General features: G+C 67.4%; 21 protein-coding genes. 7 read left to right on the top strand and 14 right to left on the bottom strand.

What is annotated here, in order from left to right:
• Positions 1-70: 70 nt before the first annotated feature.
• The gene (locus tag ACUKCB_RS14795; RefSeq protein WP_473036196.1) at positions 71-787 is read left to right on the top strand and encodes a TetR/AcrR family transcriptional regulator; all 717 of its coding nucleotides are present in this window, start codon (positions 71-73) and stop codon (positions 785-787) included.
• 89 nt (positions 788-876) lie between these two features.
• Here the strand turns inward: ACUKCB_RS14795 and ACUKCB_RS14790 are convergent, their stop codons facing one another.
• Positions 877-1659, bottom strand: a complete 783-nt coding sequence (locus ACUKCB_RS14790; protein ID WP_473036195.1) for an MBL fold metallo-hydrolase — start codon at positions 1657-1659, stop codon at positions 877-879.
• Between the two features lie 85 nt (positions 1660-1744).
• On the opposite strand from ACUKCB_RS14790, the gene ACUKCB_RS14785 reads away from it, so the two are divergent.
• Positions 1745-2344 (top strand): ABATE domain-containing protein, encoded by a 600-nt coding sequence (locus ACUKCB_RS14785; protein WP_473036193.1) that lies wholly within the window; start codon positions 1745-1747, stop codon positions 2342-2344.
• Positions 2345-2369: 25 nt separating this feature from the next.
• Here ACUKCB_RS14785 and ACUKCB_RS14780 read toward each other — a convergent pair whose 3' ends face one another.
• The 6 genes from ACUKCB_RS14780 to ACUKCB_RS14755 all read right to left on the bottom strand — a co-directional run bounded on the left by ACUKCB_RS14780 (position 2370) and on the right by ACUKCB_RS14755 (position 6758).
• A complete protein-coding gene (locus ACUKCB_RS14780) occupies positions 2370-3365 on the bottom strand; it encodes a sodium:calcium antiporter (RefSeq protein WP_473036192.1) in 996 nt (331 codons plus the stop codon).
• 151 nt (positions 3366-3516) lie between these two features.
• Entirely contained in the window at positions 3517-3786 is a 270-nt protein-coding gene (locus ACUKCB_RS14775) for a hypothetical protein (RefSeq protein WP_473036191.1), read from the bottom strand.
• A gap of 261 nt (positions 3787-4047) precedes the next feature.
• Positions 4048-5085 carry a hypothetical protein gene (locus ACUKCB_RS14770; protein WP_473036190.1) on the bottom strand — a complete coding sequence of 346 codons (1038 nt, stop codon included), beginning with the start codon at positions 5083-5085 and terminating at the stop codon, positions 4048-4050.
• Between the two features lie 98 nt (positions 5086-5183).
• Positions 5184-5729, bottom strand: coding sequence for a hypothetical protein (locus ACUKCB_RS14765; RefSeq protein ID WP_473036189.1), 546 nt, complete (start codon positions 5727-5729; stop codon positions 5184-5186).
• Positions 5692-5949 (bottom strand): alpha/beta fold hydrolase, encoded by a 258-nt coding sequence (locus ACUKCB_RS14760; protein WP_473041013.1) that lies wholly within the window; start codon positions 5947-5949, stop codon positions 5692-5694. The genes ACUKCB_RS14765 and ACUKCB_RS14760 overlap by 38 nt, the downstream gene beginning before the upstream one ends.
• 437 nt (positions 5950-6386) lie before the next feature.
• A complete protein-coding gene (locus tag ACUKCB_RS14755) occupies positions 6387-6758 on the bottom strand; it encodes a hypothetical protein (protein WP_473036188.1) in 372 nt (123 codons plus the stop codon).
• A gap of 1008 nt (positions 6759-7766) precedes the next feature.
• Between ACUKCB_RS14755 and betT the strand changes: the two genes are divergently transcribed.
• From betT to ACUKCB_RS14735, 4 genes are all read left to right on the top strand, one after another.
• Complete coding sequence (gene betT, locus ACUKCB_RS14750; RefSeq protein ID WP_473041012.1) at positions 7767-9857, top strand: choline BCCT transporter BetT; 2091 nt, start codon at positions 7767-7769, stop codon at positions 9855-9857.
• Positions 9858-11162: 1305 nt separating this feature from the next.
• Positions 11163-11561 carry a helix-turn-helix domain-containing protein gene (locus tag ACUKCB_RS14745; RefSeq protein WP_473036187.1) on the top strand — a complete coding sequence of 133 codons (399 nt, stop codon included), beginning with the start codon at positions 11163-11165 and terminating at the stop codon, positions 11559-11561.
• Complete coding sequence (locus tag ACUKCB_RS14740; protein WP_473036186.1) at positions 11453-11677, top strand: helix-turn-helix domain-containing protein; 225 nt, start codon at positions 11453-11455, stop codon at positions 11675-11677. Before ACUKCB_RS14745 ends, ACUKCB_RS14740 begins: the two co-directional genes overlap by 109 nt.
• Complete coding sequence (locus ACUKCB_RS14735; protein WP_473036185.1) at positions 11674-12249, top strand: transposase; 576 nt, start codon at positions 11674-11676, stop codon at positions 12247-12249. The genes ACUKCB_RS14740 and ACUKCB_RS14735 overlap by 4 nt, the downstream gene beginning before the upstream one ends.
• Positions 12250-12413: 164 nt before the next feature.
• Here the strand turns inward: ACUKCB_RS14735 and ACUKCB_RS14730 are convergent, their stop codons facing one another.
• The 4 genes from ACUKCB_RS14730 to ACUKCB_RS14715 form a co-directional block, all read right to left on the bottom strand.
• Positions 12414-13286 carry a Vgb family protein gene (locus ACUKCB_RS14730; RefSeq protein WP_473036184.1) on the bottom strand — a complete coding sequence of 291 codons (873 nt, stop codon included), beginning with the start codon at positions 13284-13286 and terminating at the stop codon, positions 12414-12416.
• Between the two features lie 29 nt (positions 13287-13315).
• Positions 13316-14215, bottom strand: coding sequence for an alpha/beta fold hydrolase (locus ACUKCB_RS14725; RefSeq protein ID WP_473036183.1), 900 nt, complete (start codon positions 14213-14215; stop codon positions 13316-13318).
• A gap of 83 nt (positions 14216-14298) precedes the next feature.
• Complete coding sequence (locus ACUKCB_RS14720; protein WP_473036182.1) at positions 14299-15942, bottom strand: DUF6518 family protein; 1644 nt, start codon at positions 15940-15942, stop codon at positions 14299-14301.
• A gap of 55 nt (positions 15943-15997) precedes the next feature.
• Positions 15998-16471 (bottom strand): MarR family winged helix-turn-helix transcriptional regulator, encoded by a 474-nt coding sequence (locus ACUKCB_RS14715; RefSeq protein WP_473036181.1) that lies wholly within the window; start codon positions 16469-16471, stop codon positions 15998-16000.
• A 72-nt stretch (positions 16472-16543) separates the two neighbouring features.
• On the opposite strand from ACUKCB_RS14715, the gene ACUKCB_RS14710 reads away from it, so the two are divergent.
• Positions 16544-16918: a cupin domain-containing protein gene (locus ACUKCB_RS14710; RefSeq protein ID WP_473036180.1), complete on the top strand. Its 375-nt coding sequence runs from the start codon at positions 16544-16546 to the stop codon at positions 16916-16918.
• 255 nt (positions 16919-17173) lie between these two features.
• Here the strand turns inward: ACUKCB_RS14710 and ACUKCB_RS14705 are convergent, their stop codons facing one another.
• From ACUKCB_RS14705 to ACUKCB_RS14695, 3 genes are all read right to left on the bottom strand, one after another.
• The gene (locus tag ACUKCB_RS14705) at positions 17174-18094 is read right to left on the bottom strand and encodes a transposase (RefSeq protein WP_473036179.1); all 921 of its coding nucleotides are present in this window, start codon (positions 18092-18094) and stop codon (positions 17174-17176) included.
• Between the two features lie 110 nt (positions 18095-18204).
• Entirely contained in the window at positions 18205-18600 is a 396-nt protein-coding gene (locus ACUKCB_RS14700) for a transposase (RefSeq protein WP_473036178.1), read from the bottom strand.
• A gap of 1248 nt (positions 18601-19848) precedes the next feature.
• A complete protein-coding gene (locus ACUKCB_RS14695) occupies positions 19849-20313 on the bottom strand; it encodes a hypothetical protein (RefSeq protein ID WP_473036177.1) in 465 nt (154 codons plus the stop codon).
• Between the last annotated feature and the right edge of the window lie 274 nt (positions 20314-20587).

Below are 20587 nucleotides of genomic sequence, written 5' to 3'. Positions count from 1 at the left end.
GCTGAACTTACGGTGTAAGTAACGATAGACTTACTCTGTAAGTAAGACAAGTGCCGGAGGAGGGCGCATCATGGGCGGGCGCGGCAGCGGACGGCGCACGCAGGGCAGGCGGGAGCCCCTGAGCAGGGGGCGCGTGATTCGCGCCGCGATGGAATTGGCGGACGAGAAAGGGGAGCCGGGGGTCACCATGCGGGCGGTCGCCGCCCGGTTGGGTGTCGAGGCGATGTCGCTCTACAACCACGTGGCCGACCGGGGGGACCTCCTGGACGGGATGGTCGACGCGGTGTTCGCCGAGATCGACCTGCCGGCGCCGGGGGTGGACTGGAGGCAGGACATGCGCGACCGCGCCGCCTCGGCGCGCGCGGCCCTTCGCCGCCACCCCTGGGCGGTCGGCCTGATGGACTCCCGCAAGAAACCCGGTCCGGCGACCCTGCGCCACCACGACGCCGTCCTGGGAGCGCTGCGGTCCGGAGGCTTCTCCGCAGCGGGGGCGGCCCGGGCCGTCTCGGTGATCGACAGCTACCTCTACGGGTTCGTCCTGCAGGAGCTGAGCCTGCCCTTCACCGAGCAGGAGGGGCCGAACGAGCTCGCGGACGGCATCCTGGGTGGCCTGCCCGCCGACACCTATCCGCACCTGGCCGCGGTCATCAGCGAGCACGCCTTCGGGCAGGGGTACGACTACGACGGGGAGTTCGGGTTCGGGCTCGCCCTGATCCTCGACGCACTGCGCCCCGACGGGGGGCGGGCACCCTCCCGACCCGGCGCCGAGGGCGACCGTCCGTCATAGTCGCCGGACACGGGCGGGGCGGCTCTCCGGGTACCCCGCCCGCCCTCCGGGGCGCGGTGCCGGGAGGGCGGGGAGGGGATCCCCTCTGGTCAGCCGTGCTGTCCCCAGTCCAGAAGGTCGGCCAGGCCAGCTGTGGTGAAGGCGGCGGTCAGTTCCTCGGCGCCCTCGGTGAAGTGGGTCCAGCTGTCGTGGTGGACGGGGACCACGCGGCGGGCCCCCAGAATCCGGGCGGCCTCGGCGGCCTGGGTGCTGTCGAGGACGAGGGGCCGGCCTCCGAAGAGGACCGGGAACCGCGGGGCTCCCGCGAACAACAGGGCCGTGTCCACCGGGCCGAAGCGCTCGGCGATCCGTTCGACCAGTTCGAGTGAGGCGTTGTCGCCGCTGACGTAGACCGTGGGAAGGCCCTCTCCGGTCAGGACGAAGCCCACGACCTGGCCGGTGAACGGTTCGACGTCCTCTCGCGCGCCGGGCCCGTGCAGGGCCGGGACCGCGGTGACGGTGACCGTGCCGCCGTCGGGCCGATCCAACTCGGCGGCCTCCCAGTCGGCCAGTCCTCTGGCGCCGTCGCCGAGGCGCTGCCCGCCGCCGGTGGTCGTCAGGGTGAGGGGGACCTCGGCGAGCAGGGCGCGCCCGGCGTTGTCGAGGTTGTCGGCGTGCTCGTCGTGGGAGAGCAGGACCGCGTCGACGCGACCGAGGTCGGCTGGGGCGCCGGCCGAGGGCGCGGTCTTGGTCAGTCTCGGGCCGCCAGGCGTCTCGTAGTCTCCCGGGCCGTCGAAGGTCGGGTCGGTCAGGAAACGCAGCCCGCCGTACTCGAAGAGGGCGGTGGGGCCGCCGAAGACGCGGACGGGGAACTGTTCGGTTGCGACGGACATGCATACACCTCACGGATGGAAGTAAATCAACCGTGATGAACGGTAGCCGCCTCTCACGGATGGCGCAAGTTGTACCATGAGATGCATGGACGAGACCGTGACCGAAGAACTGGACCTGCCGCCTGCGCCGGGTGCGGAGCAGTACCCCTCCCTCGCCCTCGCCAACAGCGCCGTCGCACTGCCCGGTGGACGTCTCGTGGACCTCCTCGCGACCCCCGCCGAGACCAACCGGTGGATGACCGAGCGCGGTCTGGCCCCGGTGGACGCCGGAATGCAGGAGATGTGCGCCGCACAACTGCATGTGCTGCGCGAACACCTCAGATCCCTGTTCGCCTCACACGTCGCCGGACTCCCCGCCCGCCCCGCCGCCCTGAGGGCCGTCAACGACGCGCTCACCAAAGTGCCCACCGCCCCCCTGCTGCGGTGGGACGAGCGGAACGGTCCCTACCGGGCAACGCAGCACCCCACCGGTGAGATCGTCGACCACGCCCTGGCAAGCCTCGCCGCTGATGCCGCCGACCTGTTGGCCGGTCCCGACGCCGTGCGCCTGACCGCCTGCGGCTCCGCCCCCTGCACCCGCTACCTGCTGCGCCGCGGCCGCCGTCACTGGTGTTCCACCCGCTGCGGAGACCGGGCCCGTGCCGCGCGCGCCTACGCCCGTCGTGCCCACCCCGACGAGGTCTGACCGCTCCGTGCCGCTGCCCACGGCCTCACCCCAGGGAGACCAGCATGGCCACCCCGGCCGCGTAGAAGCCGAGCAGGGCGATGCCCTCGAACCCGATGCCGGACTCCTGTCGGCGTATCAGTCCCGCCGCGACCAGCAGGTTGAGCACGATGCCCAGGCCGATGAGCAGCACCACCCGGGCGTCCATCGCGCTGTAGAGGGAGCCCTCCCGGTAGGCGACGTCGGAGGCGGACAGGAAGAGCACGTCGAAGCCGTTGCCGCCGATGATGTCCCCGAGCGCCAGGTGCAGCGCGCGGATGCGGATGGCGTACAGCACCGTCACCAGCTCGGGCAGGGAGGTGACCACGCTGGTGATCAGCGCGCCGACCAGGCCGCTCGACATCCCCGTCCGCTCGGCCAACGACAGTCCGGCCTCACCCACGACGTAGCCGGTGACGGCCACCAGGCAGGCGAGCGCCGCGAACTTCACCCACATCCCCCCGAGCGACTCGTCGCTGTCGAGGGCGGCCGGGTCCGGTTCGTCGGCCTGGGTGTAACGGGTGCGCTCCACCTGCCACATGGGTTTGGAGCGGACCTTCTGGGAGAGCCACAGCCAGTACAGGTAACAGGCCACGAGGACCAGTGAGGCGGGGTGGATGCCCAGGAGGCTGAACTGCGGCCCCATCCCGGCCACCAGCACCACGCCGAACATGATGGAGAGCCCGATCGGGGCGAGGAGGTTGGGCAGGGAGGCGGCGGCGTGCTCCAGGTTCGCGCGCCGGTAGAACATGTCCGCCAACGCGATGAACACCGTCTGGGCGGCGATCCCGCCCAGGGCGTTGTTCATGGCGAAGGAGGCGTCGCCGTGGGCGGCCCCGACGAGGCTGGTGATCAGGCCGGGCAGCGAGGTCACCGCGCCGACCAGGACGATGCCCGCCAGGGTCTCGCCCATGCCGGTGCGGTCGGCGAGCCGGTCGACCAGCCGGGTGAACGGGCCGCCACCGATGACGAGGATCAGCGCCGCGGCCGAGATCGCTGCCACGTCCCACAACAACGGTCGCCCTCCTGGCCTCGCCGGTCCGGCCCACGCCCTCGCGGGGCGATACCTCCGGCCACCCTACGCACACGGTGCCCGTCCGGCCCGTCACCGCACCAGGGGAACCGGGGCCGTGCCCGTCAACGGCCGGCCGGGGTCAGTGGGCCCTGCCCGCGAAGGTGACGGTGCGGGAGCCGGCGCCGCCTGTCTGGTCCTCCAGGGTGAGGGTGTAGACCCACCACCGGCCCGACCTCGGTGACGGACAGGAGTCCGCGACGCCGGTGGCCAGCCCCGCCGGCAGTGAGACTTCCTCCCCGTTCCGCTCGGCCAGGGCGGAGGGGCCGGACTCCAGGGGCGGCACGGCGTGGCGGCAGGTCGAGGACAGGCTCAGGTCCAGCGGCCCGTCCGTCCCGTTGATGACCTCCACCCCCCCACGTGACCCTCTCCTGTCCGTCGACTTGCTCGTGGGAGATGCTCAGGAGCTGGAGCCTGATCCCGTCGCCGTACTCGAAGGACCGGTTCGCCGGTACGAGCAGGTGCCTGCCGACCAGGACGAGGACGACGAAGAGGATCACGAGCGTGAGCGCGATCCTCGGCGCGAATCTTCGCACGGTGGTGCCCTCCATGGGGTTGGGGGAAGGGGGCCGGGGGAGGGCGGAGCGTGCCGGATACGACTAGCGGAAGCCGACTACGCCTCGGTCTGGGCGGACAGCGGGATCTCCAACTTCTGGCAGGCGCGGACGTACTCGTATTCCGAGCTCAACTCCCACTGGACCCACGCCGAGAAGTTCTGGATGGTCGTCCCGGCCAGCCGCAGGGCACGGGAGGCGAGCTCTGTCTCGCCCGCGAAGTAGAGCGCGGAGCCGAACTCGTGCGCGGTCTCCTGCCTGGTGGGGTGGTCGTTGTCCCCGGACAACCACAGGTCCGCGGCGTCGACGATCTCCGACCGCACCCCGTGGTCGGTGAGGTACTCCTGGCGCAGGGAGTTGAGGTCGCCGACGGTCACCACGTCGTCCTCCCGTTCCCGCTGCAGCATCATGAACCGTTCCACGTGCGCCCGCGGTACCAGTTCCAGCAGCGGGTCGCCCTTGCGGGCGTGCGCGGCGGCCTGCCGGGCGAAGGCGAACATGTCCTCATGGGATCCCTCCCATTTCTGGCACAGAACCTGGAGACGGGACTGGTGGCCCGCGAAGTGCCACGGATCGCGCTCGACGAGCCGGTCCCACAGGACGTCGAGGTCCTCCCGGGGCATCCCGGTTCCCAGACCGAACCACTGCAGGTGGTTCACCGCGTCCGGCTGCTCCGGGGCCGCGTTGGCCGCGTACACCAGGTACTCGTAGGCCGGGGGGAGCATGGCGTGGAACTCCTCGAAGCGCTCCCGGCCCACGTCCTTGGCCCACGCTCCGGTCCGGACCTCCCACGCCGCGCGGATCCGCGTCAACCCGGTCAGGAGGGCGAGGTCGGGATCGGGCTCCTCACTCTTCCCCAGACCGTCCTCGAGCCTGTGCAGGAAGGGCATGCACTCCATCCCCAGGACATCGACGCGCAGGGCGCGCAGGTCCGGGTCCGGGGTCTTGAGCAGCATGACAGCTGTCTCCAGGTCACCCGAGCGGACGACGGGGAGCTTCGCCGCCAGGTCCTGGTCCCGCCAGGCGCGTCCCGTGGTGACACCCGCCTTTCTGACGACGCGCTGCTCGTGCATGTAGATGAGTTTGGTGAGCACCATGGTGTTTTTCTAGCGGTTCGGCGTGCACGGTGGGCGTTTTGTCGGCATCAACTATGAAACGGTTTCCCCGGTACTCCCGCGGCCACGGTGCACCCCGGTCATGCCCCGGGCCGGGCGGGCACGAGATCCAGGATGATGCGGGCGAGTTCCTCCGGTCTGGCCATGGGCACGTTGTGGTGGGTGTGCATCTCCACGAGTGCCCGTTCCGGGCGCGCGGCGGTGATGGCTCGCACCTCGTCCCGGCGCGCGGCGTAGAACCCCTGGTCGGGAAGCACGATCGTGAGCGGACAGGTGAGGCGTTCGTAGACGTCGACGCTGGGGTAGACGGCGGCGTCCGGGGCGGGTGCGCTGATCACGGTGATCTGTTCGGGGGTGGGGCGCCGCAGCCACCTGTGCTGCTCCTTGGTGAAGGAGCGTTCCAGCACGCTGCGCACCAGGCCGGGGCGGCAGTCCCGGTTGAGCCAGTCGTCCGGGGCGTCTCGTACGCACTGCTCCACGTATTCGTGGGCCTGGTCGGGGGTGGCGGACCAGCCGTAGCGGAACTGGGTACGGATCTGCTCCCGCGCCTCGGGAGTGGTCCACCTTTCCTGTTCCCGCACGGCCTCGTCACGGGTGTTCAGGACGAGTCCGTCGACGACGCACACCGCGGCGGGCCGGACCAGGCCGCTGGCGGCCGCGGCGGTGACGGCGTAACCCCCCCAGGGAGTGTCCGACCAGGACGGGACGCTCCCAGCCCAGGGCCCGGGAGACACCGGCGAGATCCCGCCAGTACTGTTCCGCGCTGTGGGACTCGGCTTCGGTCCGACCGTGCCCCCGTAGGTCGACGGCGACGACTCGGCAGCGGTCGGTCAGGTGAGCTGCCACGTCGGCCCACGCGGCCGCGTTGTGCCCGCTGCCATGGACGAGGAGGACCGGAGTGCCGGTGCCGCCGAAGTCCAGCGCGGCCAAGGTGTCGCGTCCCAGGTCCGGTCTGATCTCTCGGGTCTGCACCGGACCATCCTGGGTCCGGCGGATCTTCCGCGCAACCGTGTTTCCGGGCCCCGGGCCCGTGTCCGTATGGTGGATCCGCAGGAGGCCGACGTCGGACTGAACGTGTACGTTCCCCGAACGTGAGAACCACAGGGCCCACCGTCGACGCAGGCGTACGCACCCTGGTCAGCGTCGAACCCCGGAATTCCACAAGGACGAAGGAGCCCCGTTCCCCCAGTCACCATGTGAAACGGGGCTCGTGTCCGCGGGCAGCAGGAAGCCGGGCGGAAAGGACTTCTGACTGTCCGGCGGATCCCTGCGTCGCTGGGAAACTAGCAGTGCCTGGTTATGGTGTGGACGGATTCACCTGCCCCCTTGGAGAACAGCTTGCTGCCCTTCCCCGTGGGTACACGCCAGCAGACAGTACGCTCTCCCCCGTTGACCTGGTAAATCTGAACGGTGACGTACCGCACGTCGCTGCAGTGGTTGTTGTAGTAAATCCGGGTGCTGGTGATTCCGTTGTCCCAGGAGAAGTTGAGGTTGCCCGACTCCCACTCGCAGGAGAAGGACCTCCTCTCCACCGCGGCCGGCTCCACCGAGGTCCCCGAGGAAGTGCTGGCGAATGCGGCTCCTCCGCCGAAGAACCCGGACAGCACGAGTGCCCCGGCAGCACCGGCGACGGACAAGCCCTTGATGATCTTCATTTTTTCTCCGATGGTCCGTGCGTCCCCTGTGGTGAGCCCTGCCGACACGTCTCCTGGAAAGGAAGCCGTGATGGCAATGCCTGGGAGGCTTCGTGTTTGCCCCACGCTTTTGGGCCTGTCGGAAGGCAACCACGTTGGCCAATTAAGTTCAATGGTTAATCATTGGCGAGGCGGTTGAGTTCGACGAATGTTTACCACCAGGAAAGGTGCACGCCATTTTCGTGAGTTTCGTCAAAACGGACCAAGGTCGGGGCCAGGGTTGCGGTTCTTGGGTGCTTCCATGGACGTGATTTTCAGCAGGCCGGAATGTGCGGCGTTCCCGAATGGTATGACACAGCCGAACTCATGCCCTACTGCCACCTTGTTTCGTGGCGGGTCCGGGTCGAGCTCTGGAGTGTGCCGGAATCGCCTCCCCCACTCGGCTCCGGCCCCGTCACCGGGAATCGGTGGTTTGTCTCCGTGGCGAGCCTCTGCCCGTCGACCTCTGCACCCCCGGAAACCCCTACACGGAGTGTGTGTCCCACTACCTCCACGTGTCCCACCACCCTCCACACGACTGCCCCCGGGCTGGGCCGCTACCGGATGGCGAGACCCCGGCGGCCGGTCTCGCACCCCCCTCCCTCGCGGCGCCGGGACGGCGTTGCCTCGCCGCATGACCAGGGGCGACGCGCCACGCCACCGTGCGTGGGTTACGGGCCCGGTGACGGACGATCGGTGAGGATGGCGCCGTGGACTACCTGAGTCCCATGGTTCGCTTCCCGCCGGCCTCGCGGCGCCGGGACGGCACCTAGGCGGGCGCCGGACAGGGCTGCGCGGTCCGCGCCGAGGCTGCGCGCTCCCGAGCGCGGTGCCCGGCCGCGGTCGCGGAAGGCCCTCGGCCCCTCCTCGGCGCCTCCCGTCACCGCCGCCCGCGGGGAGCCACTACCGGCACCGCAGGAACGAGAGGTGAGATCGGTGGCCACCGATGACGGAGGACAGGATCGTCAGGACGGCGCGGCGAATCCGGAGATGCCGGCGGATCTGGAGCGGGAGGAGCCCGGGCGGAGCCAGCTCAAACCGACCGTGTTCTTCGGCTCCGCGATCCTGATCCTCGCGCTCTCGATCTGGGCGATCATCACTCCGACGGGAGCCGAGTACGTCATCGGCACCGTCGTGGGCTGGATCAGCCGGGTGTTCGGCTGGTACTACTTCCTCGCCGCCACCCTGTACCTGGGGTTCGTGGTGTTCGTCGCGCTCTCCCGGTACGGCACCATCAAGCTCGGTCCCCAGCACTCCCGGCCGGACTACGGGGTGTTCGCGTGGGCCGCCATGCTGTTCGCGGCGGGGATCGGCATCGACCTGATGTTCTTCTCCGTGGCCGGGCCGGTCACCCACTACCTGGCCCCTCCCGAGGGCGACGCACAGACCGTCGAGGCGGCGCGGCAGGGCGTGGTGTGGACGCTCTTCCACTACGGCATCACCGGGTGGGCGATGTACGCGCTGATGGGCATGGCCCTCGGCTACTTCTCGTTCCGCTACCACCTCCCCCTGGCCATCCGTTCGGCCCTGTACCCGCTGATCGGCAGGCGCATCCACGGCCGCATCGGTGACGCGGTCGACCTGGCGGCCATCATCGGCACGATCTTCGGCATCTCCGTGTCGCTGGGCATCGGCGTCGTCCAGCTCAACTACGGGCTGAACTTCCTCTTCGGCATCCCCGAGGGGACGGCGGCGCAGATCGGTCTGATCCTCGTCGCCGTGCTGGTGGCCACGGTGTCGGCCGTGGCGGGTGTCGACCGGGGCATCCGGCGGCTGTCGGAGCTCAACGTCGTGCTCGCCATCATCCTGATGCTCTACGTGCTGGTCTTCGAGAACCCCGTCCAGCTGCTCAACGCCCTCGTGCTGAACATCGGCGACTACATCAGCCGGTTCCCCTCGATGACGCTGAACACCTTCGCCTACGATCCGCCGATCGACTGGCTCAACGACTGGACCCTGTTCTTCTGGGCCTGGTGGGTCGCCTGGGCGCCCTTCGTCGGGCTCTTCCTGGCCAGGATCTCGCGCGGTCGCACCATCCGGCAGTTCGTGACGGCGACCCTGGTGGTCCCGCTGCTGTACACGCTGACGTTCCTGTCGGTCTTCGGCAACAGCGCCCTGAGTATCGTGCGCCAGGGCAACGTGGCGTTCGGAGAGCTCGCCATGAACGAACCCGAACGGGGGTTCTACACACTGCTCACGCAGTACCCGGGCGTGCTGTTCAGCGCCGGACTCGCGACGGTCGTCGGCCTGCTCCTCTACGTCACCTCGGCCGACTCCGGTGCGCTGGTGATGGGCAACCTCAGCTCCTACCTGCCGACACCGACCACCGACGCGCCGGCGTGGCTGCGTGTCTTCTGGGCGGCGGCGACCGGCCTGCTCACCCTCGCCATGCTCCTGGTCGGCGGGTTGGACGCTCTGACCAGCGCGACCATCATCATGGGGCTGCCGTTCTCGTTCGTGATGCTCCTGATCATCTGGGGGCTGTACAAGGCGCTGAGGGTCGAGAGATTCCGGCAGGACGCGTTCCGGACCACCCTGTCGTCCTCGCTGTCGGACCGGACCGCGGTCGACCGCCGGGGTGCGGAGCGCAACTGGCGCCAGCGGATCGCGAGGGCGGTGAACTTCCCCGGCAAGCGTGCGGCCACCAGGTTCGTCCGGGAGGTGTGCCGTCCCGCCTTCGAGGACGTCGCCGAAGGGTTGCGCGAACAGGGCGCGGAGGCGTCGGTGACCGAGGGGGTCGACAAGGAGGTCGGGATCCCGCACCTGGACCTGCGGGTGCCGATGGGCTCCGAGGAGGAGTTCACCTACCGGGTGTGGCCGATCGTGGTCCCCACCCCGGCGTTCGCCATGCGCTCGCTCGCCGAGCACGACAACTACGTGCGCTTCGAGGTCTACCTCACCGAGGGCAGCCAGGGCTATGACGTGATGGGCTACACCAAGGAGCAGCTCATCGGGAACATCCTCGACGAGTACGAGCGGCACCTGGAGTTCCTGCGCCTGCACCGGGAGGCGCAGGCCCGCTCGGCCATGCCCGACCACGGGCCCGGTACGGCCGACGTCCAGGCCGAGGAGGGGACGTGAGGCCGTTTCCGCGTACCGTGCGACCGGTCGCACCGTGGCGGGAACAGGCCGAGAGCGCGTCTCCCGGGGTCGGCCCGCGGTAGCGGACCGGTGTGCGGGCGGTGCCGGCGAGGGCCGGGAAGCGATCGGCGGTCGGTGGCGGTGCGGGCGGCGGCATCCGGACAGCCAGGCCATGGCGCGCTCGGCCTGTCACCGGTGCCGCCCCGACCGCTCGGAGGATTCCACGCCTCTGCGGGTCAGGCGCTCAACCGTCGGCACACGGCCCGTTCCGGCCCGGGGCTTCCTCGTGGCCCAAGCGGGCTGACCGTCGGGTCGAAGGCGCTCGGTCCGCGTGGGTCACAGGATCCTCCTTGGTTCCCCGGTGGTGGTGCCGTCCTCATCGCGTCCATGGAAGTCGCCGTCCAGCTCGGATATCGCCGGAGACACGGGCGGCAGGTCAGGAGTCTACGAAGAGATCGACGGTGTTTCCGTCAGGATCGTGGATGATGGCGTAGCGCTGCCCAGGGCTGTTGGAAAGTCGGGTGAGGGACGTTTCTGCCCTGTTCAGGGGATTTGGAGTAGCTGGAGAGGGCGGGTGAGTACACCCAGCGCACCGCTTCGGAGATGCTGATCATCCTCAGCCCACTCAACAGCGGGATCACCAGGTTGCGCAGCATCGCCACACTCCTGCGGTTCGCGCTCTGGAGGCGCCCTCTGTGAAGCCCGAATCCCGCATGTGGTGCAGTACCTCGATCCGCCAATTGAGACCCCGCGTCAGGCCCGCCAACCCGGGCAGGCTCGTGATGACATAGGCGTAGGTGCGCTACACCCGACCGGGGGAGACCTCCTTGATCCACCGGTGTACCCGCAACACCTGCCTGGTGTGGGGGAAGGCGATGCGGGGGCGGTGAGTACCTTGACCGTGCGCCTTCCGTGCTTGCCGTCGACGATGAGCACGGCCAGGTCGGCGGTGGTGGTCATGCGGGCCGGTGCGGTGTGGGCCAGGCTGATCGGCACTCGGCGGATGATGGTCGCCCACTGGCCGATCGCGGTCAGGGAGTGGGCCCCGGCCGGCACCGCGCACAGGCAGGGCGGGTGCTCCGATTCCGGTACGGCAGCCGGTTCAGGGGAGCACACCAGGAGCCCCATGAGGCGCTCCGACCCCAGGTCGGGATACGGGTTCACCCGCCCTGGCCTGGGGGTTTCTCGTGGTCGGGGACGGTCGGCCATTGGATCAAAGGTCCCCTGGTCGAAGTTGTGGAGTGCTTACTGAGTTTTTCGTTAGTTGTGTGGGTATAGAAAGCTCGGTCGTGTGAGCATGGCGGTATGCCCCGCCAAGCTGAAACCGCTGCCCCCGCACAAGCCGTTTCGCCGCTGACCCGCCCCCAGGTGGCCGAGGCCCGACGGATGCGTGCGGTGGAACTCCTGGACCAAGGCCACTCCCAGTCCCAGATCGCGCGCATGCTCGGGGTCACGCCCGAGAGCGTGCGGCGCTGGCAGCGGCGGATGGAACAGGGCGGGACCGCGGCGCTGCGCCGCCGCCCGCCCACGGGGCGTCCCCGCAAGCTCACCGATGCGCAGGTGGAACAGATCCGTGTGGCCTTGGAGGAGGGTGGGTGGCGCACGGGTTCGCCTCTGATCTGTGGACGTTGGAGCGCGTGGGTTCGGTGGTCGAGCGCACGAGTGGTGTGGGTTTGTCGCGGGCCTCGGTGTGGCGGCTGCTGACTGGGCGGTTGGGGTGGAGCTTGCAGCGGCCCCAGCGCAAGGCTGTGGAGCGCGATGAGGACGAGATCGCCCGGTGGGTGTCGCACGAGTGGCCGCGCATCAAAAGGGGGCCTTGAGAAACCGGGCATGGATCGTCTTTCTCGACGAATCGGGTGTCTCGCTGCTGCCTCAGGTGCGCCGCACCTACGCACCCCGTGGCCGCACCCCCACCCTGGCCCACCGGTTGAACTGGAAGCGAGCGGGAATGGCCGCCGCGCTGGGCTACCGAGCCGCCGAGGCCGGACGTGGGGCGCGGTTGTGCTTCGACCTGCGTCCGGGCAGCTATGACACCGAGGCGCTGATCGCAGTACTCGAACAGCTCAAGGCCTTCTACGAGGGCGAGCAGGTGGTGTTGGTCTGGGACGGGCTTTCCGCGCACTGGAGCCGGGCCATGCGCGCTTGGGTGGAGGGTCAGGACTGGCTCGCGCTGGAGCGGCTGCCTGCCTATGCCCCCGAGCTCAACCCCGTGGAGATGCTGTGGTCGTCCATCAAGGCCCGGGAGTTGGCCAATGTGGCCGGTGGCCACCTGGCCGACGTCGCCGACGCAGCCGAACGAGGTATCAACCGCGTCTGTGAAGACGACCGACTCCCATGGTCCTTCCTTGCTCATACCGGGCTGGAGATCCACTCTCCAACCCCACACAACTAAAGAAAAACTCAGTAGGTGAGGATGCGGTTTTACCCGTCCTGGCCTGGGGTTTTCTCATGCTTGAGGTCGGCCGACTATCGGATCAAAGGTCCGATGGAAATGGGTTCCAGAGCAACCCGTACGAAGGGAGATGCCCTTTCGGGACACGAGTTCGCTCTGCTGGATCACGGTGTGAGGGAGGCGATACTTCCGGATTCCAGTGCGACCCAGACGGCCCCGTCGTCCGTGACCGTGATTCCGTGGGGTTCGCCTGCGGGCGCGGGTAGGTCGAACAGGTCGATGTCGCCCTCGGCTGTGATGTGTCCGACCCTGTTCGCGCCCCACTCGGTGAACCAGCATCCGCCTTCCGGATCAGGGGTGATCGCGTGGGGCCGCGAGTCGCGCTCTGGAAGGGGAAACTCTCGGATGTGGCCGTCCTGGGTGAGGCAGCCGATCTGGCCCGCGTTGATCTCCACGAACCACATAGCTCCATCCGTTCCCTTGGTGATGCCGACGGGACCCGCTTCGGAGGTCGGGAGAGGATGGAGCGTGGCTCGTCCATCGATGGTCATGCGGCCAATGGCATTGGCCTGGTTGAGGGTGAGGTAGAGGGCTCCGTCCGGACCTGGTGTGATGAATGAGGGAAACCCTCCGCGTGTTGGTAGAGGGAATTCGGTGATCTCTCCCTCCGTGGTGACGCGTGCGACAAGGTCGGTGTTCATCTCGGTGCACCACAAAGCCCCGTCGTGCCCGAGTGTGATACCGAAGGGCCGACCATCAGGGGTCGGTAGCGTGAAGGAGTCTGCTCTTCCGTCTTTGGTGATCCGGCCGATCCGGTTGTCGTGCAGACGTGTGAACCAGAGTGCTCGGTCGGGCCCTACGGTGATGATGGAGGGTCCACACGCGGCGGAGTCCAACGTGTACAGGGTGGCCGAACCGTCACGTGTCAGGCGGGCGATCTGACCGTGGTGGACGAAGGTGGCCCACAAGGAGCCGTCGGTGTCGGCAGTGAGGCTGTAGGGCCCGACCCCTTGAACAGCCAACGGGTACTCATGCACGGAACGTGGCTGGGCACGGTGCGTCAACGCTACTCTCCGGTGGCGAGGCGGTTCGGGGGAATCAGGTCGAGGATGACACGGGCGAGCTCGGCTGGTCGGGCCATCGGGACGTTGTGGTGGGTGTCCATTTCCACGAGTTCCCTTTCGTGGCGAGCCTCGACGACAGCTCGCACCTCGTCCCTGCGTGCGGCATAGAAGCCCTGTTCGGGAAGCACGATGGTGACAGGGCACGTGAGGTGTTCGTAGACCTCCACACTGGGGTAGACAAAGGCATCTGGTGAGGGCGCACTGATCACGGCGATTTGTTCGGGTGTGGGCCGCCGTAGCCAAGAGTGTTCATGGTGGGAGAAGGACCTTTCGAGCACTTTCCGGAGCAGCCCTGGCCGTGAACCCTGGTTGAGCCAGTCATCGGGTGCTTCGCGCACGCTTTGTTCGATGAACTCGCGGACCTGATCCGGGCCGGCGGACCAGCCGTAGCGGAACTGGGCGCGGACCTGATCCATCGCTTCGGGCGTGGTCCACTTCCTCTGCTCCGCTACAGCCGCTTCCCTGTCGTCCAGGACCAGTCCGTCGACGACACACACTGCGTGGGGGCGGATCCGGCCGCTGGCGGTCACAGCGGTGACTGCGTAGCCGCCCAGGGAATGGCCGACCAAGACGGGCTTTTCCCAGCCGAGGGATTGCGCGGCGCTGGCGAGGTCGTGCCAGTACTGTTCGGCGTTGCTGGAGTCGATCTGGGTTTGGCCATGTCCACGCAGGTCAACCGCTACCACCCGACAGTAGTCGGTCAGGTGGAAAGCCACGTCCGTCCACGCAGCCGCGTTGTGTCCACTGCCGTGCACGAGAAGAACGGGGTGGCCCGTGCCTCCGAAGTCCAGGGCGGTCAGGGAACCGTCGTTGACGGGCAGGCTGATTTCTTTCGCTTCCACACCGGCCATGGTGGTTTCAGCGAAAGGAGCTCGCAACTGTATTTACTGTGTCGTTGGAGACTATGCAGGTCGGCAAAGGGGGCTCACCAGTTGTTAGCTCTGGAGTGTGGTGGCTCGGTTGGTGACGGGGTTGGCCCCGGGCTCTCAGAGCGCGGGGCGGGGCCGCTAGGGTCACGGTTCGGCAAAGTGCTCCGCGAGGTCGAGCCCCACCTGCACTCACCTTGTACTGGGGAGCACACGAGGAGCACACAAGCCCCGAAAACGCCGCGAGGACCCCGCCTAAGGTCCTCGCACACCCCGTCTGACCTGGGGTTTTGTGGCGCACCCGGCAGGATTCGAACCTGCGGCCATCGGATTAGAAGCGCGCGCCAGAGGAGGACGCTGTTGAGCACCGACACCACGGTCAGTGGCCACAGGAACAAGGCTGCGCAGACCAGTGCTGTGATCCGGGCGGCGACCCCCTTACACATCGACAGCAACACCACCGCGGCGGACAGGTCGAAGGTCCTCGTGAGGAGGTTCGTGTTCTCCACGTAGTACTCGGAGTCCAAACCGAGGTAGAACGGGACGCAGATCCACGCTACGAGCACACCCGCTGCGCAGGCCTGTGCGATCAGCCTGCGGGACCGGATCGTGTGACCTAGCCAGCCCAGCACCGGGCCCAGGACCATACTGATCACAGCCCAGGCCCGGTACTCCAGGTTGTTCTGGTCATAGTCGGTGAACTGGGCGCCGACGAAGTGGCCGACGACGGCTGCCGCGAGGGCGACCGCACCGACCACCGCCGCGTGCCGAGGTCGCAGGGCCAGCCAGCCCAACAGTGCGGATGGAGCGATGAAGGCGCCGAACGATGGGCTGTTCCACTCGTTCCACTTGAAGACGAACAGCCCTGACGCCAGCCCCGCGGTCAGCCCTGTGAACGCCGCGAGTACACAGAACAGCAACAGGCGGCTTCCCAGAAAGGCCCTGGCGCGGGAGACCGGTGCGTCCGCGCCTTCCTGCGGCAACCACATGTGGGCCAGCGGTGAGGGGCGATTCGCCTCGGGTCGGTTCGTCATGGGCTGGTTTCCCGTCATGAGGTCGCCGAGGTAGTCGAGGGTCTGATCGTCCGCGAAGTAGCCGGAATGGCCGGTCTCCTCGTCGGGGTCGAGACGGTTGCCCAGGGTCTCGCCGGGATTATCGGGATCCGCGAAGAACTCCTCGCTGTGCAACGGCACACCGAAATGACCGTCCAGGCCCAGGTCCCGTGCACCGTTGATCCAGTCCTCGTCGCCCGCGATGACGTGGATGTCCTCCGGATTCATGGACAGTTCGCTGATGTTGTCCACGCTGGCCCCGGCACCGCCCACGAGCACCATGCTGTCGGCGTCCAGGCCGCCATCGATGTCGGGGTTGTCCGCGGCTCCCACGACGAAGGAGCCGAAACTGTGACCCAAGACGCCGTTGTGGGAGGGCTCGTCCCCTTGGTGGGTCGCGCGCAGGCCCGCCTGGAAATCCGCCAGGCTCCGGCCGGCCTCGTCGGCCGACACGTCCCCTGGGAAGGGCGGGTCGTATCCGAACCACACGATGGAGGCGTTGTCGGTGCCGGGGGCGTGCTCGTTCATCTGGCCGTGCATGGTCTCGGACCGTTCGATGGACAGCCCAAGGGTGCCTGCGTGGTTGAACATCCCGGGCACGAGTGTGGAGACGTTGTCCGCGGTGTCAAGGTTGCCCGTGGAGATGGCCACCTCTTCCCCTCCTTCGCCTGCCAGGGGGTCGAAGTGGAGAATAGAAGGGGCGTTGTCACCAGGTGGGGCGTAGCGGTGGTACCTCGTCCCCGGCCAGACTGCGGATGATGGTCGCGAGCTGGCTCCTCAGCTCCTCCAGTTGACCGTTCCCGAGCTGTTCGCTGATCTGTGTCTCCAGGCCACGCAGCGTACGCCCGGCCACGATGAGGTGCTCCCATGCCTTGTCCGTCAACAGGACCAGCTTCCGCCGTCCGCCCTCAGTGTGTTCGGTCCTGTATACGTAGCCGGCCTCTTCCAGATGGGCGACGATCTGCCCCGCGGCCTGCTTGGTGACCCCGAGCTGTACCGCCAGCTCGGAACTGGTGGTCCCTCCTCGGGCCAGGATCTGGAACACCAGGCCGTGTACAGGGCGTAGATCCCCGTAGCCCTCCGATTCCAGAAGCTTCACGAACTCGCCCAGCAGTAGCTGGAAGGCCATACCCAGGAGGAATGTGAGTTCGGTGTGCTCCAACGGGTCGTCTCCACTCATGAGTCCATCTTGACACATGTGCGTCAAGCCGCTTTACTCGCGTGAGTAAAGTTGCTTGACTAAGGAGGAGACGTGAAGGTCATCGGCGAGTCCGAAGCGCGCACCACGACGACCCCGGCCGGCGTGATGAAGGCGCTCGCGGGTCCCAGTCAGGGCAGCCATCAGTTGAGCACCTGGAGGGTGGAGATGGCGCCCGGATCGGCTTCTCCCGAGCACATGATCGACCGGGACCAGGTGTGGATGCCGGTCTCGGGCGTGTTCGAGGTCATGATCGAAGGTGAGACCTCCGAGTTGATCCCTGGGCAGGCGGTCGTTATCCCCTCCGGCTCGGTCCGCCAGATCCGCACGACCACGTCTTCCGGCGAGGCGCTCGTGTGCATGACCCCCGGCGGCCAGGCGTCGGTGGTCGGCAAGGAGGGGAAACTGCCCCTTCCCTGGGCTGAGTGACCCTCGCCCGACCCAAAGCCCCACCCTGAAGAAAGGGACCTCTATGTCACCGCCTTCACCGAAGATCAACGCGGTTCGTGTCATCGGAATCGTCGTGGTGGTCCAAGCCGTGCTGGTCTCACTGTTCGCCTGGTCCGCAGGCAGTGCTTCCCTCAGGGATCTGACGGTGGCCGTTTCCGGTGAGTCCGCGTCCACGCAGGACGTGGTCCAGACTCTGGACGCCGCCACGGAAGCTGTCAAACCTGTTGAGACGTTCTATGCTGCGGGTTTTCCCAGCTCGGGAGTGGTCTCCTCCTCGGCTGCGGGCTGGGGCGGGTTGATGTGGACCACCTCGGGCAACGCGGGCGGAACGGGTTTGGAGTGGAACCGGTGCGGGTGGTCGGCGTAGGCCTGCTCCAGCACCTGGGCCCGCTCGGCCTGGACCTGGTGAGCGGTGCCCTCGTGCACCGAGGCCGGGGTGTGGTAGCCGATCCCTGAGTGGCGGTGGTGATGGTTGCAGTAGTCGAAGAAGGCCGCGCAGAACTGGCGGGCCTGGGCCAGGTGCTCGAAGCGTTCGGGGAAGGCCGGGCAGTACTTCAACGTCTTGAACTGGGCCTCGGAGAAGGGGTTGTCGTTGGAGACCTTGGGTCGGGAGTGTGTTTGGTCGATGCCCAGGTCGGCCAGCAGGTGCGCGACTTTCTTGGAGGTCATCGAGGTGCCCCGGTCGGCGTGGATGCCGTGGGGTATCAGCCCGTCGTTGGCCGCCACCGCGTCAGCGATGAACTCTGAGGCCAGCACGTCGCACTCGCGTACCTCTACCCGGTGGTGGATCTCCTTGCGGGAGAAGATGTCGACCATCACGAACAGGTCGAAGTAGGTGCCTTTGGTCGGGCCTTTGAGTTTGGTGATGTCCCAGGACCAGATCTGGGAGGGGCCGTGGGCGGTCAGTTCGGGGCGGGCGCGGGGTGCGTGGCGGGCCTGGGAGCGGCGTTCGCGGACCTGGTCGTGTTCGCGTAGCAGCCGGTACATGGTCGAGACGCTGCACAGGTAGGTGCCTTCGTCGAGCAGGGTGGCCCAGACCTGTTCGGGGGCTTTGTCGGCGAAGCGGTCGGCGTGCAGGTGGGCCAGGATACGGGCGCGTTCATCCTGGCTGAGCGCGGCCGGGTGCTCTTTGCGGGGCTGCGGCGGGCGAGTCACGGCCGCTTTGGGGGTGCGGTGGCGGTGCACGGTGGCGCGGGAGGTGCCACTCAGGTGGCAGGCCCGGGTGGTGCCCCACAGGGGTTCGAGTTCGGTGAAGGCGGTGGTGGTTACTTGTCGGGCTTGTTGGCGGAGTCCGAGCTCTCGGAGAGAAGTTCCAAGAGCTCGTGTGCTTTTCCCAGGATCTGCAGGGATTTACGGGTCTTGTCCAGTTCGGCTTTGAGGCGTTCGTTCTCTTTGGTCAGGCGCTCGGTTTCCTTGTCGGTGGTGGTCTTGGGTGTGGGGCCGGTGCGTTGGGGTGTCAGGGCTTGCAGGGTGCCGGCGTCCCGTGCGGCCTTCCAGTCCTTGATGTGGGAGTGGTAGAGGCCTTCCTTGCGTAGGAGGGCGCCGCGTTGGCCGGTGCCGGTGGCCTGGTCGTAGGCGTGGAGGATCCGGAGTTTGTAGGCGGCGGAAAAGGTGCGGCGTCGGGGCTGGTCGGCCCGAGGGGTCGGCTGGTCGTTGGTCATGGTTCCAGCATCGCTGCTCGCTGGGAGGTCGGTCAGGCTCATGGTCACAGGTCGGGGTGTCCTTGTCTCGCCCTGAGTGTGCTAGGGAAGACTAGTTCATCCTGTTTGTCTCACTTGAGTCTGACAGACAGGGCCACCCTGCTTCGGCCTTGTACGTGGCAACCAGTGACATCAACCTCCAGACCAAACTCGCGGCTGTCGGCCTGCCCTTCGTGGAGATGGCATGAACAAATACCTGATCGCTTTGAGGGTGTGACCTGTGGAGCCGGTCTGTACTCCTGGTCACTGCGGTGGTGGGTAGCTGTAGTGATCGCCGCGCGATCGTCGCACAGGGGCGGGACCGGTACAGGGCGATGGTGTCGGCCTTGAACTCGGGCGGGTAGTGCTTCATGGCCATGGTGTGGACTCCTCCTCGTGTTTCCAGTGTCGGAGATGTCCACTACTCGGAGGGAACGTCTAGCCCAGTTTCAGGTTGGTTGGGGCCGGGTTGGACGGGTGCTGTCCGTTTTTCTGGATGCGTCCCAGCGGTGGCCGGAGCCACCGCCGCCCTGTTGCGCGGGGCCGTACCCGTCAGGGGGCCGGTGGGCGTATGACCGGGCCGCTGGGCCCCTGGGGGTAGGGGCGGGGTGTTCGGGGGCGGACGTGGCCGTGTGGGGCCGGGTTCGCCCCACCGTCATTTCCGGGGCGGAGTAGGGTTTCGGGGCGGGGTTTCTCAGTCCGATGGGTGTGTTTTGACTGAGGTTGAACTGAAGAGCACGTATGGAGCACGCAACGCCCAAAAACACGGCGAGGACCTCGTTCGAGGCCCTCGTGTACCCAGTCTGACCTGGGGTTTTGTGGCGCACCCGGCAGGATTCGAACCTGCGGCCATCGGATTAGAAGTTCCATAGTCACGTAACGTCATGTGTCGCTACGTACCGTTGTGTCCCGCACTATCCGATCCGTGATGCCGTCCTGTGCCGCGTCGTGCTACCTGGTGACGTCCCGGTCCAAAACTGCGGAGCACAAACGGAGCACACACCGGCCCCGGTGGCGTCCGATAGTGCTTGGTGAGGTGCTCGCCGATCACGGGCTGAAGGCGGTGCTCCACCTTGGAGGCACTTGCCCGTCCCGTGCCCGGTCAAGCGATCTCTGTCGGCACGGCTGACGAGCGCTGAGCCATCGCCGGGCCCCGTGCCCCCGGCGGAGAGCGTCTCGGACAACGATGTTCGTCGGACCGCGGCACAAGGAGCCGCTCCACGTAGCTCCTCAGCCTTCTTGCGAGGCGGCGTTGACGCAGTACACGTACGAGTTCACGTCAGGTTCGTGTTCGAGGAGATGGTCGACGGTGCCCCAGAACAGCGGCAGCCACGGGTGCGACAGGGCCCTTTCCCGATCGAGCCGGTCACCGTAGAAAGGGTTCCCTTCATGGAACTCGGCCGCCTGGACGAGCGAGCACGCGGGAGCGGGGGAGCCCTCCACCGGGCCGACCCGGCAACCGAAGGTCGTCCGCTTGGGACTGGCCTCCAAGGGACTGCCGGGCTTCCAGTCATCGTCCATGACGATGTCGACGTAGGCCTCGTGCACGTCACCGTGGTTGTAGAGGTGGGCGTAGTAGACCGCGAACGCGCCGTGTTCGTTGTTGACGAAGCCGCAGATCCTCAGGTGCTCGGAGCTGCAGTGGCCGCAGGTCAAGGGGGTGCTCTGGCGGTCTGGGTCGATTCTCAGTTGCATACTCGGATGGTCCCACCCCGCACCGACACCCATCTCCGGCCACGTCGCAGCTGCCTTCGGTATCCATCCCGTCTGCGGAGTTCGAGTCCCTCGGGCCGGTATCAGGCGAGCTCTGCCTCGGCCTGGCTCTGTACCCGAAACCCGGTGTTCAGGGCAGTCAGGGGACTGGTGTCCTTCCGGCTTCAGGAAGGCGAGCTGGTCCGAGACGCATCCGTCTTGATCAGGCGCTATCGAGGCTGTGAGGTGTGCCGGGACCGCTTTTCCTCACTCCCGT

It is taken from the genome of Nocardiopsis moroccensis (genome assembly GCF_055763695.1).
This window is presented reverse-complemented; position numbering and strand designations above follow the sequence as displayed.